Origin of the sequence: Wolbachia endosymbiont of Madathamugadia hiepei (assembly GCF_013366855.1) — a bacterium.
Classification (GTDB): domain Bacteria; phylum Pseudomonadota; class Alphaproteobacteria; order Rickettsiales; family Anaplasmataceae; genus Wolbachia.
Genome location: NZ_WQMP01000007.1, coordinates 1 through 14,466, shown reverse-complemented (window position 1 = coordinate 14,466; position 14,466 = coordinate 1). Strand labels below are relative to the sequence as shown.

At 35.5% G+C, this 14,466-nt stretch carries 11 protein-coding genes, 1 tRNA gene and 2 pseudogenes; 3 read left to right on the top strand and 11 right to left on the bottom strand.

The window, feature by feature from the left end; genetic code table 11:
• The 9 genes and pseudogenes from GO685_RS00560 to GO685_RS00520 form a co-directional block, all read right to left on the bottom strand.
• Positions 1-195: pseudogene (locus GO685_RS00560) on the bottom strand (IS982 family transposase); the annotation flags it as partial.
• A 115-nt stretch (positions 196-310) separates the two neighbouring features.
• Positions 311-1,195, bottom strand: a complete 885-nt coding sequence (locus GO685_RS00555) for a P44/Msp2 family outer membrane protein (RefSeq protein WP_175937096.1) — start codon at positions 1,193-1,195, stop codon at positions 311-313.
• 285 nt (positions 1,196-1,480) lie between these two features.
• Positions 1,481-3,352 (bottom strand): annotated as a pseudogene (locus GO685_RS00550) (type IV secretory system conjugative DNA transfer family protein); the annotation flags it as partial.
• A 61-nt stretch (positions 3,353-3,413) separates the two neighbouring features.
• The gene (gene virB11 / locus GO685_RS00545; RefSeq protein WP_175937094.1) at positions 3,414-4,406 is read right to left on the bottom strand and encodes a P-type DNA transfer ATPase VirB11; all 993 of its coding nucleotides are present in this window, start codon (positions 4,404-4,406) and stop codon (positions 3,414-3,416) included.
• A gap of 1 nt (position 4,407) precedes the next feature.
• Positions 4,408-5,883 (bottom strand): TraB/TrbI/VirB10 family type IV secretion system protein, encoded by a 1,476-nt coding sequence (locus GO685_RS00540; RefSeq protein WP_175937093.1) that lies wholly within the window; start codon positions 5,881-5,883, stop codon positions 4,408-4,410.
• Between the two features lie 16 nt (positions 5,884-5,899).
• Entirely contained in the window at positions 5,900-6,706 is an 807-nt protein-coding gene (gene virB9 / locus GO685_RS00535) for a P-type conjugative transfer protein VirB9 (protein ID WP_175937098.1), read from the bottom strand.
• Complete coding sequence (locus GO685_RS00530; RefSeq protein ID WP_175937092.1) at positions 6,693-7,373, bottom strand: VirB8 family type IV secretion system protein; 681 nt, start codon at positions 7,371-7,373, stop codon at positions 6,693-6,695. Before GO685_RS00530 ends, virB9 begins: the two co-directional genes overlap by 14 nt.
• 71 nt (positions 7,374-7,444) lie before the next feature.
• Positions 7,445-8,527 (bottom strand): GTP cyclohydrolase II, encoded by a 1,083-nt coding sequence (locus tag GO685_RS00525; protein WP_175937097.1) that lies wholly within the window; start codon positions 8,525-8,527, stop codon positions 7,445-7,447.
• A gap of 30 nt (positions 8,528-8,557) precedes the next feature.
• Positions 8,558-8,645: transfer RNA gene (locus GO685_RS00520), tRNA-Leu, on the bottom strand.
• A 556-nt stretch (positions 8,646-9,201) separates the two neighbouring features.
• On the opposite strand from GO685_RS00520, the gene GO685_RS00510 reads away from it, so the two are divergent.
• Positions 9,202-10,455: a metallophosphoesterase family protein gene (locus GO685_RS00510; protein WP_175937091.1), complete on the top strand. Its 1,254-nt coding sequence runs from the start codon at positions 9,202-9,204 to the stop codon at positions 10,453-10,455.
• Positions 10,456-11,082: 627 nt separating this feature from the next.
• Here GO685_RS00510 and dnaA read toward each other — a convergent pair.
• On the bottom strand, positions 11,083-12,465 hold the full coding sequence (gene dnaA / locus GO685_RS00505; protein WP_175937090.1) for a chromosomal replication initiator protein DnaA: 1,383 nt from the start codon (positions 12,463-12,465) through the stop codon (positions 11,083-11,085).
• Positions 12,466-12,778: 313 nt separating this feature from the next.
• Between dnaA and GO685_RS00500 the strand changes: the two genes are divergently transcribed.
• Positions 12,779-13,507, top strand: a complete 729-nt coding sequence (locus tag GO685_RS00500) for a type I glutamate--ammonia ligase (protein ID WP_175937089.1) — start codon at positions 12,779-12,781, stop codon at positions 13,505-13,507.
• A gap of 35 nt (positions 13,508-13,542) precedes the next feature.
• Here GO685_RS00500 and GO685_RS00495 read toward each other — a convergent pair whose 3' ends face one another.
• Positions 13,543-14,217 carry a hypothetical protein gene (locus GO685_RS00495; RefSeq protein ID WP_175937088.1) on the bottom strand — a complete coding sequence of 225 codons (675 nt, stop codon included), beginning with the start codon at positions 14,215-14,217 and terminating at the stop codon, positions 13,543-13,545.
• Here GO685_RS00495 and GO685_RS05845 point away from each other — a divergent pair, their 5' ends adjacent.
• A complete protein-coding gene (locus tag GO685_RS05845) occupies positions 14,218-14,343 on the top strand; it encodes a hypothetical protein (RefSeq protein ID WP_410543287.1) in 126 nt (41 codons plus the stop codon).
• Positions 14,344-14,466 lie beyond the last annotated feature (123 nt).

Genomic DNA, 14,466 nt, shown 5'->3' with positions numbered 1-14,466 from the left:
TATATAAAAGGGTTTAAAGTTTTCATATCTAGATTGATGATATAATAGGATTATTGTTATAATTTCAGAATACGTTATTGCGGGTATTCTTATAGGTTTTTTACCATTAGCTAGTAGTCTACTTGCAAAGTTCTCATCTATTATTTTACAATAATCATCTACAAAACAGAATAACTCTGCTATATTCTTATGCATTGGGTAACCTCTTATTGTTGCTAAAATACTGGAGTTTACCCTATTTCTCTCTCTACTCTCTTTCTAATCCATAGTTAGCGTATAAAGGCTTATTTTCTCCAAAGAGCAACATGCCTTAAGATTTACTAGCAAAATGGAAAGTAAGACCAGCCTCTATACCACGTATAGTAAACAATCCATCGTCTATGCTTATACCTTCACTGTGTAACTTCACATTTGTTGTTTTTTTACCTTTATTAAGTACCGATATTTTTCTTTCACCTGGTTGTCTTGGTTGTTGTTCTTCCACTTCTCCCAACAGGTTTGCTTTTAGTTCATGGTTCGCACCAAAAGCACCAAAATGTCTATATCCAACATGCATATTTACACTTTCATTTATGGAATAATTAAGACCAGCTTTTAATTGATATGCGGGTCTTATTGACGCCTCTCCAAATATCTTCACCCTTGTTAAACCGACCCCAGCTCCAACATAAGGCGAAAAAGAGAAACTGTCATTCTTCAAATGATAGTAGGCATTGGCCATCACAGATGTGTTTTCAATTTGGTCATTATCGACTGTAGCAGCATACACATAATTGCTGCCACTGATTGTTTTTATGTACGATACACCCATTTGATTGCCTTTTAATCCGACATTATCAGCTTTTACAGAAGAATGCATCGCTTCTAATTCAGCTCTATAGCTGTTGTTACCCAATTCTCCTTCATAACCAAACGCTACACCTCCAGCAAAAGGTGGATTATATTCTCTTTTGTATTCACTCGGTTTTTTACCCTTCACTTTGCCTCGAATGTACGCTTCATTTATAGTGAAATGTGCAGCCTTTCCAGTTTCTTCAGCTCCTGATGTTTGTTTTACCTCAAGTGAACCTATGCTATTTAAAAATTGGCCGTGATATCCACCACCGAAGTAAAATCCCTCTGTTTCGCTTGCAAAAGACTGTTGTGACAACAATAAAGCAAATGCTGTAACTGCTAATGCTTTTTTATTACTCATTTTACTACTCCCCTAACTTAAAGTAGATAATTTAATACTAATTAATTAAAGATGGCTTAATGTGAAAAGCTTAATGATTTGCATAACTTGTTTTCTGAGCAAAAAAAATAGGCAAAATTAACCTTTATCTTCGGCTTTGTTGTCATTTTTTAATTCGTCGTTAATATCTTCATCATCAAATTCATCCTCTTTGTCATCAAACCCATCATTGTCTCTTTCCTCTTTAAATTTATCACCACCTTCAAATTCATCCTCTTCATCATCAAACCCGTCATCTTCTTCATCTTCAAACTTGTCGTCAACATATTCATCATCAAGATCTTCCTCTTTAAGCTCATTGTTAATCTCTGATTCATCATATACTGCATCTTCGGTTTGAGTTTCAACAGGATAATCAGCAGCGCTAGGCCCTGCGATAGCATTATTCTCTTCTTTACTAATTTTATCTTCGTTAGTAGCAGAAAAAACTTTATTTGGGTCATATGGCTCTTGTGTAGGCACAAAAGTTGATTTGTGCAGCTTCCTCGTAAAGGTGCTATCACTGTAGTACAAAATCTTCTTTGATTTAATTGGATAAGTCGACTCTATTAAAATTATCTGCTCATCACGTGGCAACATAATAATTTCTTGAGGCAGCAGCAACGCTCTCTGTGTCTCAGAGATATGCAACGATCTTGAAGCAGGATTCAAATCTAAAAATTTAGGTTTGTTCAACGATTCTTGTTGCACAGTTTTGTTCCCTATAAGTTGCGATATTAAGTTAGCCGTCTCAATGTTATTGGCTGCAAAAGTTATTCTATACGTCGAGTTTGATAAAAAGGAGTTCATTCCTGCCTCTTCGTATATTCCTTTGAGCTGTTCAGTGTCTTGAACAATTAAGAATAATCTGACTCTGTAACCACGAAAATATGCGATGCCAGTTTGAAATTGCTCCATTTTTCCAAGTGTTGGAAACTCGTCCATCAAAAACAATACACCATAAGGCTCATCATCCGGTGGCAATTTTCTACACAAAAACTCAGTTGCTTGCTGGTAGAAAACCTGCATTAAAGGTCTTAATCTAGTTAAGTTATCAGGAGTTAAGCCAACATAAACTGTAGTTTTCTTCTTTTTAAAATCTAAAATATTAAAATCACTTGTCGCCGTTGCAGTATCAATCAATGGGTTTGCCCACAATTCAAGCGACGAGTTCATGGTTGAAACGACACCTGATCTCTCTTTGTCAGCTTTTTGCAAAAAAGCTGCAATGTTCATGTACGCCACAGGGTGTATTATTTTACCCATTGTATCAAGAGCAACAGCGAGATTATAAACCACGTCATCACTACGCATCGTACGCACAACTTCACCAAAAGATTTAACTTTCTCTGGTGCAGCAAGTAAGTACAATACTACTCCAACAAACAAGCTTCTTGCTTCATTTTGCCAAAAGTCTTGTTCAGGCATGATTAGGTTAGATATTTTCTGCACATCATCAACCATCTGTCCGGGTTTTTCACTAATCCATTGTAGCGGATTATAACAGTGGCTTATTCCATCTGGCTGTGCTGGATTCCACACATATACCTTTTGCTTCTGCCGTTCTCGCCAACCACTTGTTATTTCATAGTTTTCTAATTTTATGTCGTGTACAATTACCGAGTCAGTCCAAAATAATAAATTAGGAATTACAAAGCCAACACCTTTACCCGAACCTGTAGGAGCAAACAGCAATGCATGTTGAAACCCTTCAGCAATAAAGTAGCCCCTTTTATCTTTACCAAGCAATAACCCTTTTTTGCTTCTTAACCCGGCTTTTCTTATGTCTTTCTCTGATGCCCACTTTGAATCTCCGTGTAGTGATTCTTTCTTTTTAAATGGCCGCCATTCAACTATCCTCTCCCTTAAATTCCACAAAATAATCATCAAGACAACGATAGGCAGCGCAGAAGATACAACCAACTTAATTTTGAGCTCAAGGCTGTACAACTCTGGATGATGCCAACTATATTGTATATGATCAAAAATTGTTGGCCAAAGAGCTTGAGGAAAAGGCGTCAAGCTAGGGTTAATTGCTTTAAAATCCACACCATCTGGACCATCAACAAATAGGTAAAACAATACACCAGATAAATAGAAACAAAATTCTAGTACACTGAAAGCTACAACCCCTCCCATTAGAATGTTGCGTAGATGATTTCCATTACTCATAAACTACTTTTCCTCATTATGTATAAATTTAAGCATTTTCATCCGATGATCTAGTAAATAATATTTCAGAAATGCTTCTTTTCCCCCCACTGGTTCTTTTTAGCTGGATAACAATATTGATTACATTTCTGATGTATGGCATGATTTGATCTGGAGGAATGCCAAGATTTGCTTGCATGACCATCAGTTTTATTTGCTCAAGGGCCATTGCTGGACTATCCGCATGAAGGGTTGATATTGATCCTGGGTGACCAGTGTTTATTGCCCTAAGAAAGCTAAAAGCTTCCGCTCCACGGAGCTCACCAACTATTATTCTATCTGGTCTTAAACGTAAGCATGCTTCTATCAAATCTTGAGTGGTCACTTTGGCCCTGCCCTGCCCTCCTTTAGAGGCAATCAAATGTACTCTATTGGGGTGATCGTTCAAAACGATTTCCCTCGCATCCTCAACAGTAATAATTCTTTCTTCAGCTGGAATGGTACGCAAAGTTGCGTTAGTGAAAGTAGTTTTACCAGTAGAAGTTCCGCCACTGATTATGATGTTTTTTTTATTTATTACAGCGTATTCTAAAAACTCTCTTATTCTCCTTTGCTTTAACAGCGAATCCAGGTGACGATCCACTGGATCATCAGTTACTTCTATAACAGTTTCAGAAAAAGCCCCCATCTTTTCATAATCATCCAATGCTAATTGCATGGTAGAAGGTTTACGAATTGACATGACTACTTTATCAGACTCACATGCCGGTGGAAATACTATCTGTATACGATAACCATTTGGTAATGTAGCTGAAAGCAGCGGTGCTTCCTCGCTAAGTTTTTGTTCTGTAGCTTGAGCAATCAATCTGCTAAGAGATTTTAAATGGTTAAGGTCGAATATCTCTAATTTTTCACACCTTATTTCACTACGATTTTCAATCCATACTTCCTTTGGCTTATTTATTGATATTTCATTTACACCTTCCTCTTGAAAGATGCCTTGTAATGGCTCTAAATATGTATCAAGTGCAGCATAGTTCATTTTACTGGTTTAATATTGCCTGTGGAGGAAATACTATATCTTGGTTAACAAATACTTTCAACGCGGTGCCTTGATCGACATAAACAGTTGGTTTTTTATCTGTAGATCTTTCGACTATATCTCGCACATCTTTAGAAAAATCATCGATTGATTTGCTAATTGCTTCTTCATAGACAGATTTGCTTCCTTGTCTCCGCAATAATTGCTTTACATCCTCCAAAGTTATTTCATCAACCTTACTATTATCAATTGAAGCCAAACCTAGGTCTTTTACTACTTGCTTAAATATCTCAACTAGGCTCCGTTCATTAGGCGCACTCTTAATTTTCCTAATAGCTCCAAGCCCAAGTTTCCACTTATCATCCTTTGCATCTTTCTTAGAAACGTCTTTCTTGCCAATAATATCCTTAAGGGGAGAGATATCTATTTCAGTTGCAGTGATAGCTCTCACCGCATCCATAGGAGTTAGAGTATCAACAAGATTAGAAGCCTTTTGTCCTATAACAGCTGACCCAATCGAAACACCTGCAAGCAATATTGAAGAAAACAATGCGCTTGCTATTTTATTATCAACTATGCCAGCTACTCCTGCTCTACCAAGCTCATCGGTGCCAGGTGATGAAATAGCAATATCTATCCCGTGAGAAAGAATGATCCTATTCCAGTTTATATTTATGCGAGCTCTTGCAACATTCGACTCAAATGAATAGCCACCTATCAATCTTGAACCCCTGGGTATTAAAACCGTATCACCAGTCTCTGCATAAACATTACTACTAACCACAGCACGTAGCGTTCCTTGCAGATCAGAACTTATTGCAGTTTCAAGAACAGCGTCAATAATTTTACCCTGAGTAATAATAAACCCAGGTTTCCCCACTTTGGTAGCTACACTCGGCTGTACTGAGGTGTTGGATAAAACGGCATCGGCAGCCTTGTCCTCTTTACCACCACTTGAAATTGCTAACATTTGTGCACCACGTCTGTCTCTAGGATAACCACCTCCACCTATTGTAGGAAACGATGTTGGTAAATTGCTGGTAATATTGCTATGAGGGAAGTTTTGCTTTGGCAAAACAGGTATATTTGACATAGGCGTTTCTTTTGGTTTTTCTTCTTCTTTTTTTACCACTGCTTCTTTTTTAATCTGTTTTACTTCCGGTATAACTTGTGGTGTAGAAATAGGAGGTAAAGATGGTAGATCAGTTATTATCCTTTCATGAACCACGGTATTATCTGGAACTTGTTCCAACTTTCCTTTCAATTCTTGAACATTTTGCTCCGTTTCTTCCTTTCTAATGGTTTCCATATCCTCTTCATCAGAAGAAGGACTAAAATAGAGATAATATATCCCACCAACTAAAAGCACCAAAATAACAACCATTAATGCTCTATGGCCTTGATTAGAGCCAACTGTTACTACATTGCTCTCTATTTCTGACTCATTTTCCGAATTGTTACGCTTTTCTTTACTCATATTACATGTACCACAGCTAAAGTGACCTATTTATAATTTCAACCTCATTATTCTCATAACGCATAAACAATTTCTTATGCACCCCTTTTATTATAACATAACCATCAAATAACAGTCTTTTACAAGGTAATTTAGTTTTACCCTCTTCTGTGAAAATCTGAGGTATTTTGTTGCTGTCTCCAAATTTAAAATAGGTTAAATAGCCATCGTCAAATAACTCAATTGGTATTATATCAGTGTTAACACCTTCATCGATATATGTATAATTGTACTTCGTGTCATTTTCCTGTATTACTCCTTCCGGCTTGTCTACAACATATTGCATTTGAGTAGGCGTTGATACTTCATCTAAATCAACATCAAATTCATCTTCCTCTTGAGGGTAATAAAAACGTACTACATAAGATATATCTTTTTCAGCAGAATAATCGTGACTTATTTTCTCAGTATCGGTATCTGGGTATTTATCGTAGTTTGGTCTTGAGATTAAATCAAAAATGTAATTTCTCTTTTTGGTGGTTGTAATAATCATGTTAGTGCGGCTACTAACTTCAAATGGCATGATAAGTAATTTATTGTCATAAGGGCTAATTTTCCAACTTGACGCATCACCAACAGCAATGTTTTTAACTTTTTCTCCTTCTGCAAATTGAATATAAGAATAGTAGCCTTGACTGAAAACAACTGTGAATACTTCGTTAGGACTATACACAAAAGTTTTTATTCTACTATCTACAGAAATAGGCTTATTATAATTAACTGATGCACTTAAACCGCTATTTATCAGTAAAGCTAAAACTAATAATATTCTACACATATTCATCATCTACCCTATAAGAAGTAACCTGAAATCCTAATGGATTAACGTATCTTTGCTGATCATTCATTTCAAGTGATGCATACTTATACGACATGATGACTATCTTGTTTTTTCTTACATAGCTCCCATCTTTTCGTGTAAATTCCACAGTAAACCTCACCTGAAAGGTATCATCATACAATTTCTGAATTGAGCGAATCTTAAATTCATTTTTAACAAAACCTGAATATAAATTAAAAAGATCATCCATGTTCTGCGAACTTATATAATTTCTAAATTCATTATATACATTAGGTGAAGAAAATAACCTCACCTTTGTGTAATAGTTATAATTGTAGTTATATTGATCAAAAACCTCTCTTGCCTTTATATATTCTGCAATAAAATGATTGTTTAGTACTTTATCTGCAGAATATTGTTTTACTGTAACAGGATCAACCAATTGCACTATTCCGGATTTTTTTTCAATTTCTATAACAAATGGTTCAATAGTGCTACTTGTACTGATTTTAAATATAGCCAATATGCTTACAGAAATTGCTACTAATAATATTAATGTAAATAAAAGTAAAGTATTCCTCTGAGCAACAACTGTGCTATGGCGACTCGAACTCCAATTTATATCCTTATCCAACGACTCATTATTTTTCTTTTTGAAAAGCTTTAGCATCTTAATTTTCTAAAAACCTTAACCAATATTAACGAACATAGTAAATCAACAAAGTAGTTACAACAAAAAAGCTAAAAAACCCTTAACTTGTGGCCTAGCTTACCAAATTTTGTCTCCATATATGAACTATTATACTGATTACGCTCCATAATAAGTGGTAGACACCTTGTAACCTCTATGCCATTGTTTTTCAACTCTGATAACTTTCTACCGTTATTTGTAAGTAATTGGACTTTTTTAACGCCTAATTTCTTGAGCATTTCAGCTGCAACGGTAAAATCCCTTTCATCATCTTCAAAACCCAATATTCTATTTGCATCCACAGTATCAAGATTATATTTTCTCTGCATATCATACGCCCTTAACTTATTAGTTAAACCAATGCCCCTACCATCCTGCATAAGGTATAATATAATGCCACCGCTAGAGTCAGCCATTATTTGGATTGCTTGATGTAATTGGCTTCTACAATCGCACGATAAGCTGTCTAATAGGTCGCCTGTATAGCATGAGGAATGAATCCTCACTAACGGGTCTCCATCTTCATTTGGATTACCAATAATAATTGCATAATGTTCTCTCCCGCCACTTTTGGTTCTATAAGATATGATATTTACTTCTTGAGTCTGCTTCAAAAATAATGATGTTTTGCACACTTCATATAAACCCTGGTTTCGTTGAAAATCATTTATGAATGATGTGTCCAGCGCAATGACGTCATTTTTCTCACACCAATCTCGCATCTCATTCTTATCTTTAAAAGTCATATCGATCACTAATGCGTATGGCAATAATTCTGAGAATTTAAGCAAAGTAGTAGCACATTTATCTATCATCTTTGAACGCTGTAATTCTTTTGTGCTACCTTCTGTTGAACAGTTTACTAAATAAAGCAGCTCATCAAAGTTGTTTATCGGTAAGCGTTTGCTGCCATTTTCCTCATTTTGGAACGTATACTGCACTTTACTTGGAGTCAAAGTGACACATAGATTGTCTGATATGAGCTTATACTGATCAAATGAGTCCCTCTCTAAAGTTTCAGCGGCAGCAAACAATAGATAATTACTTTCATCATATATTACAATTGGCAGACCACGCCTGATTTCACTGATGGCCCTCTCTATTTTATTTTTACCTTGATTTCCTATTAACATTTTACCTACATCAAATAACGACAAGAAGCTTGGTGCGGCCGAGAAGACTTGAACTTCCAAGGCCTTATGAGCCACAGCGACCTCAACGCTGCGTGTCTACCAATTCCACCACGACCGCACTTTATTCTAGTTTTTATATAATTATTTTAAATCACTTAATCATTTTAGGATTCTTCATCCAAAGTGTCAATCTGATACTAGGATAATTTATAAATTGTCTGTATAATTCTGTTATGAATAGATCTCTTGCATTAATGGTAAGGAATTTTTAGGAGACACACAGAATACTTGGGAGAAGCGCAAGCAAGTTTTGATGCAAAATCAGAAAGTAGATTATGCAAGAGATCTAATTTTGTGATTATGAACTTCAATTATTTAAGATGATTGTGTCGCTAATTTTAAGATATCCATTCAGGGACGTGGTGAATATTGAGCAAAAGTGGTGTCATGCAAGTAGCTGACACTGGAATCCAGTTTTTGGTAGTTTCATTTAAAATGCTGTATAGTACACTTGTTTACAATCAATTTTGCTGGATCCCAGTGTCTAAGCACTGGGATGAAATCCTTTGTTGTAAACTTACTTTTACTCCATGGTTATCTTTTTATGTTACCTTGTCCACCCTATTTTGTCACCCCGCTGAACAGATATATTTTAAACTTAGGTTTTTATACAAATGAATATAGCTAATACCTTTATTTTTTTAACCTTACCTCTTATAATCAGCTTTCATTCTGTTCATGCACAGATATTATACACATGGTCTCAAGCTATTCCGGAAAATAAATTAAGTGTACGTGCAATTATAGACAATGATACTTGTCCCATCGTTCATGTCGACGGTGAGGAAATAGAAATGCTAAGTCGCAGCTCAATTAACAATGGTGATCACACTGAAACAGTTTGTGAACTGATAGTAGAAACAAGTGCCGAAAACATTAATATTGACAACATACAGGTCCCCACATTACCAGAAAAGATTAGCAAAATTGCCTTTATTGGTGATACGGGCTGCAGAATAAATGCATTATTTCAACAGGAATGTCATTCGGTAGATAGTTGGCCTTTTAAAAAAAACTTAGATTCTATTGCCTCTCATAAACCTGACCTAATTATCCACGTTGGCGATTATCATTACAGAAAAACAAAATGTAGAAATGAACAAAAGTGCGGCAATATTTACGGGTACAATAAAGAAGCTTGGTACGCTGATTGGTTCGAGCCTGCAAAGGATATTCTATCACAATCTTCTTTTCTCTTTGTCAGGGGAAACCATGAAAGTTGTGACAGAGCTCATGAAGGATGGTTTAGATATCTAGATCCATATCCCTTTTCATCTGAAAAATGTGAAAATTTCGTCCTTAGCTGGTCTTTAGACATTGGACCGATGAGATTTTTTATCTTCGACTCTTCGTCTGGTGAAGATATTTTCACAACTCAGAGTACAATTGATGCTTTTGAGAAGCAATTCAACAAATTAACACAAGATAGTTCTAGCAAACCCACGTGGTTTTTAACTCACAGACCGCTTTGGAGATCTCCAAAAAAAGAACTTTTGACATTAAAAAGTCATGGCAATCTCACACAAATTGAAGCTTTTGGGGATAAATTTCCAAGCAATGTCACTACCATAGTTTCCGGCCATATTCACATAGCTCAGACCTTATTGATGAGTAATGTTCCAGACCAGATTATAATCGGAAACGGTGGTGCACTATTACACGCTCAAGATCAGGAACCTACTTATCAAAATGTAGAATTTAGTTACTCAAACGGCAAAAATTATTTAGCACATGAAGTTAGAAACTTTTTTGGCTTCGGTTTTGCAATATTAAACTTAGACGATCACAAATTTATTCTCTATAATCAAGATAATCAGGAAATGTATTCTACACAGCTAACAGAAGACTTTGAGTTTAAGGTAGATTAAAGTCACGATTTGAGGTAAATAACAAACACTAAACTTCTTGCATCTAAAAGGCAATTATTCTTGGCATTTTTTGTGTGCTCTTAAATTGCCTTAGCCATAATATTTAAGAAATTTACTATACGAGAAAAAAAAGCAAAAGAAGCCCTGGCCATTGTTTATTTTTAGTATTGGCGTTTTTATGTCTTAAACGCTGCAATTTAGCGACTTTTAAACTACAACAGACCTTAGTTTAATATTAAAAAAATTTACTAAGCAGAAAAAAAGGCAAAAGAAACCTAGAGCAGCTAGTATTCAAATTCTCCTTTGTTCTATTTGACGTTCTATACTGTCTTAAACGACTTATAAGCGCGTTTCAGCTTCTATAGGCAAAAACCTAGAAGTTTTATGAAAACATGGAGTGCACATAGTGCAAAAATTTAAACATGAGACGCCAAATACAAAGTTTCCTCTGTCGTTTTAATCTGCAGATTGCGAAGTTAAATGAATAGCTTTAGTCTCATTATAAGGGGGTTGAAAGAATTTGTCAAGTAGTTTTTTTGTTTCTATATGTCTAGCATGCTGCTAAAAGCTATGCGAGTGGTCTATTGCCGCTCCAGCACTAAACATAAGGCTTGTGTAACCTAACCTCTACTTAAACATTTTCCTTAACTGATTAATTTCATCAGCAAAGTTTGAGTCGGCTTTTATAAAATTTTCTATTTGTTTTACTGCATGTATAACAGTAGCATGGTCTCTACCACCAAAGCTTCTTCCTATATCTGGCAGGCTTTTTTGTGTGAATTTCTTAGCAAAATACATAGCTATTTGCCTTGGCCTTACAAGACCACGAAGCCTCCTATTGGAGTGCATATCCGCAACTTTTATATTAAAAAACTCAGCTATTTTCCTTTGTATTTCTGCTATTGTAATTGACTTATGATTTGATCTAAGAAGATCTGCTAGAGTTTCACTGGCCGACTCTACTGTCATACTCCTCCCAATCAATGAAGTATGGGCAACTTTATTCAATGCTCCTTCCAATTCTCTTATATTAGATTTTATGTTCCTCGCTAAAAACTCTAGAACATCATCTGGAACATACATACTCATTTGCTCCACTTTGGACTGCAATATACCAAGTCTTAATTCGAAAGTCGTTTCATTAATATCCGCCACCAATCCCCAACCAAGCCGCGATTTTATTCTTTCCTCTACTCCATCAAGATCGCTAGGAGATCTATCAGCCGATATAACCAATTGCTTATTTTGGTCTATTAGCGCATTAAAGGTGTGAAAAAACTCTTCCTGTGTGCTATCTTTACCACTGATAAATTGTACATCATCTACCATCAATACATCTACAGACCTAAATTGCTCCTTAAACAACATAATATCCTTACTTCGTAGTGCTGTAATATACTGGTACATGAACTTCTCTGCTGATAAATATGCTACTTTTCTTTTTACCGATGGAGAATTGACTATGTGCCAAGCTATAGCATGCATCAGGTGTGTTTTACCAAGTCCCACTCCACCATACAGAAACAGAGGGTTGCTGCCTGGTATTGGATCTATAGACTCTGCCACACGCTTTGCAGCTGTAAACGCTAGCTCATTTGGCTTTCCTACCACAAAATTATCAAAGGTAAACCTTGGATCCAGCGGTGAACCAAGACTATGATTACTTTCCTCTCTACTTTTTGATATAGTATTAGGGTTTGAATTCTTTTCCTCGATCACTTGAATATCAATAGAACGTATACTTTCATCCTCATTCTGCCATAATGATAGTATTTTTTCCGTGTAGTGAACCGTAATCCACTCTTTTATAAATCTTGTTGGCACAGACAACAAAACTTCTCCATTGCTACTACTAACAAAGCTAAGTGAGCTTAGCCAGCTATTATACGTTGCCTCTCCATAAAGATTATAAAGACAATTTTGGATTTTTTTCCAAGCAATATTGTGATCTGTTACTGTAACAATTTGATCAAAAAACATAGTAGAAACCTTAGGGTTAATCAAGCTCATATATTACACCAAGAAAAAAGCAATAATTAGAAAAACACAAGATAATCAATAGCTTGCTGCAAAGTGAAAAGCTAACACTACTTAATACACACTAAAAATTATGGTGATTTTTGATGAGTTGTAAAGGGTATAAAATCATTAAAATTGATCATTTTTCTTTCAACAAATGAAACTTCGCTTGCGTTAAGGATTAGCAGCGTGCTAAAAAAATAATAATGTATTATGTATAAATAAGATATTAAATTTATTGGCAAAAAAGTAAAGTGCTCATATAAATATAGCTAACCTAATATAAACTTACTGAAGTAAATTTATGATCATATTAAGTGGTTTAAGTTGTCACGCTAAACTCGGTATTGAGCTAGAATTTTATATTGAAGAAATAGAAAAAGAGCATTTATTTCTTAGTAATGTTAAAAATAGAATAGCTTCACTTGGATTTTCCTGTGAGAAAGAAAGTTCGATACATCAATATGAGATAAAAAGTGGTTGTTACACCAACTCTAATAACTTAATCGAGCATTTTGAATTAGTAAAAGAATTAATTACTGAAACAGCACAAAAACTTGGTGGGAATGCTTCCTTCAAAGCAAAACCCTACTTAGATAGAGCAGGCAGTGCATTAAATGTGCATGTTAATTTGGTGGATTCAAACAACAGCAATTTATTTTACCGTAGCGAACAAAAGTATAGTGATTACTTGATTCATAGTATTGGTGGATTATGCGCTATGATGAAACAACACATGTTATTTTTTGCCCCAAATGATGATTCATATTTAAGATTTCAATATCCAGACATTCATACCCCAACCACAGTTAGTTGGGGCGTGAATAATAGAACTGCTGCGATAAGAATACTCAATTCTGGCGATAAATGTCGCCTAGAACACCGCGTTCCTGGAGCAGACTGTAATCTTGAAAAAGTGCTTGCAGCAATAACCGAAGGTATCACCTTTGGCATAGAAAACAAAATTGCCCCACCAAACAGAGTGTATGGTGTTGCATCCAACCTTCAATATAAGATGGAGAGTTTGGTATAAGCTCTAACCATGTTAACTCAAAATATATTCTATATTTAATATCTACGCAATTGACTCACGTTCTTGATTGGAGAATTAGAATGTGTATCATTAGACTCCTCATCGCTATAGTATCCAGTATCATCTAATGAAATACATTGAATTAGACCCTCCAAACCTTTCATGCATTTTGATACACGCCTTAATAAATCAAGTTCTTTTCCTAGCTGACTTATTTTATCGAAGTCTCTTCTAGCGCTAAACTGTTCATTATCTAATTCTTGCATTTTAAGAGCATTTTGAAATCCAAGGTGTCTAATCAGTGACCTTAGGCAGTCCACGTCAGGTATCCCTTCTACCCTCTGCTCTAACTCTTTACCTTTTTGTTCTAATTTTTTATTCTGTGCTTTTAATTTTTTTATTTTCTGCTCAGCTTTTACAAGACTCTGATCATTCTTTGTCTGAGTTCCATTGTCTCGTAAATTAGCTCTTGTAGGTATTGATGCACCGTTAGTAGTAGGATTACTACCAATATCTTTAGGTACAACGTCAGGCGATGAAGAGTCACGCTTCCCATCTATTCGTATCACCTCCTCTCTATTACGCTGCGTTCCTAAAAACTTCTCCACTGCCTTGCATAAGGGTAAACCCTGAATGTATAATTCCTCATTTCGTTCTATTAACTCCATATGCTCCCCTAGTCTCTGTGAACAAAATTTTAGAGAAGCCATATGAGAGAACCAACGAAGTTTAAAAAACCCATAAAAACCTCAGCAGTCTTGTCAAATCGAGAAAAAACACGTCTAAAGTTCTTGATTTTTCCAAAGAAGCATCCAATCAAATGCCGCTCTTTATAAAGATGTTTGTCGTAGTCTCTCTTCACTTTTCAATTCCTCTTTGGCGGAATCACAGCTTTGCACTTTCTGTTCTCAAGGCTGGCTACAAAAGTATTGCTGTCATAGCCCTTATCAGCTACTACA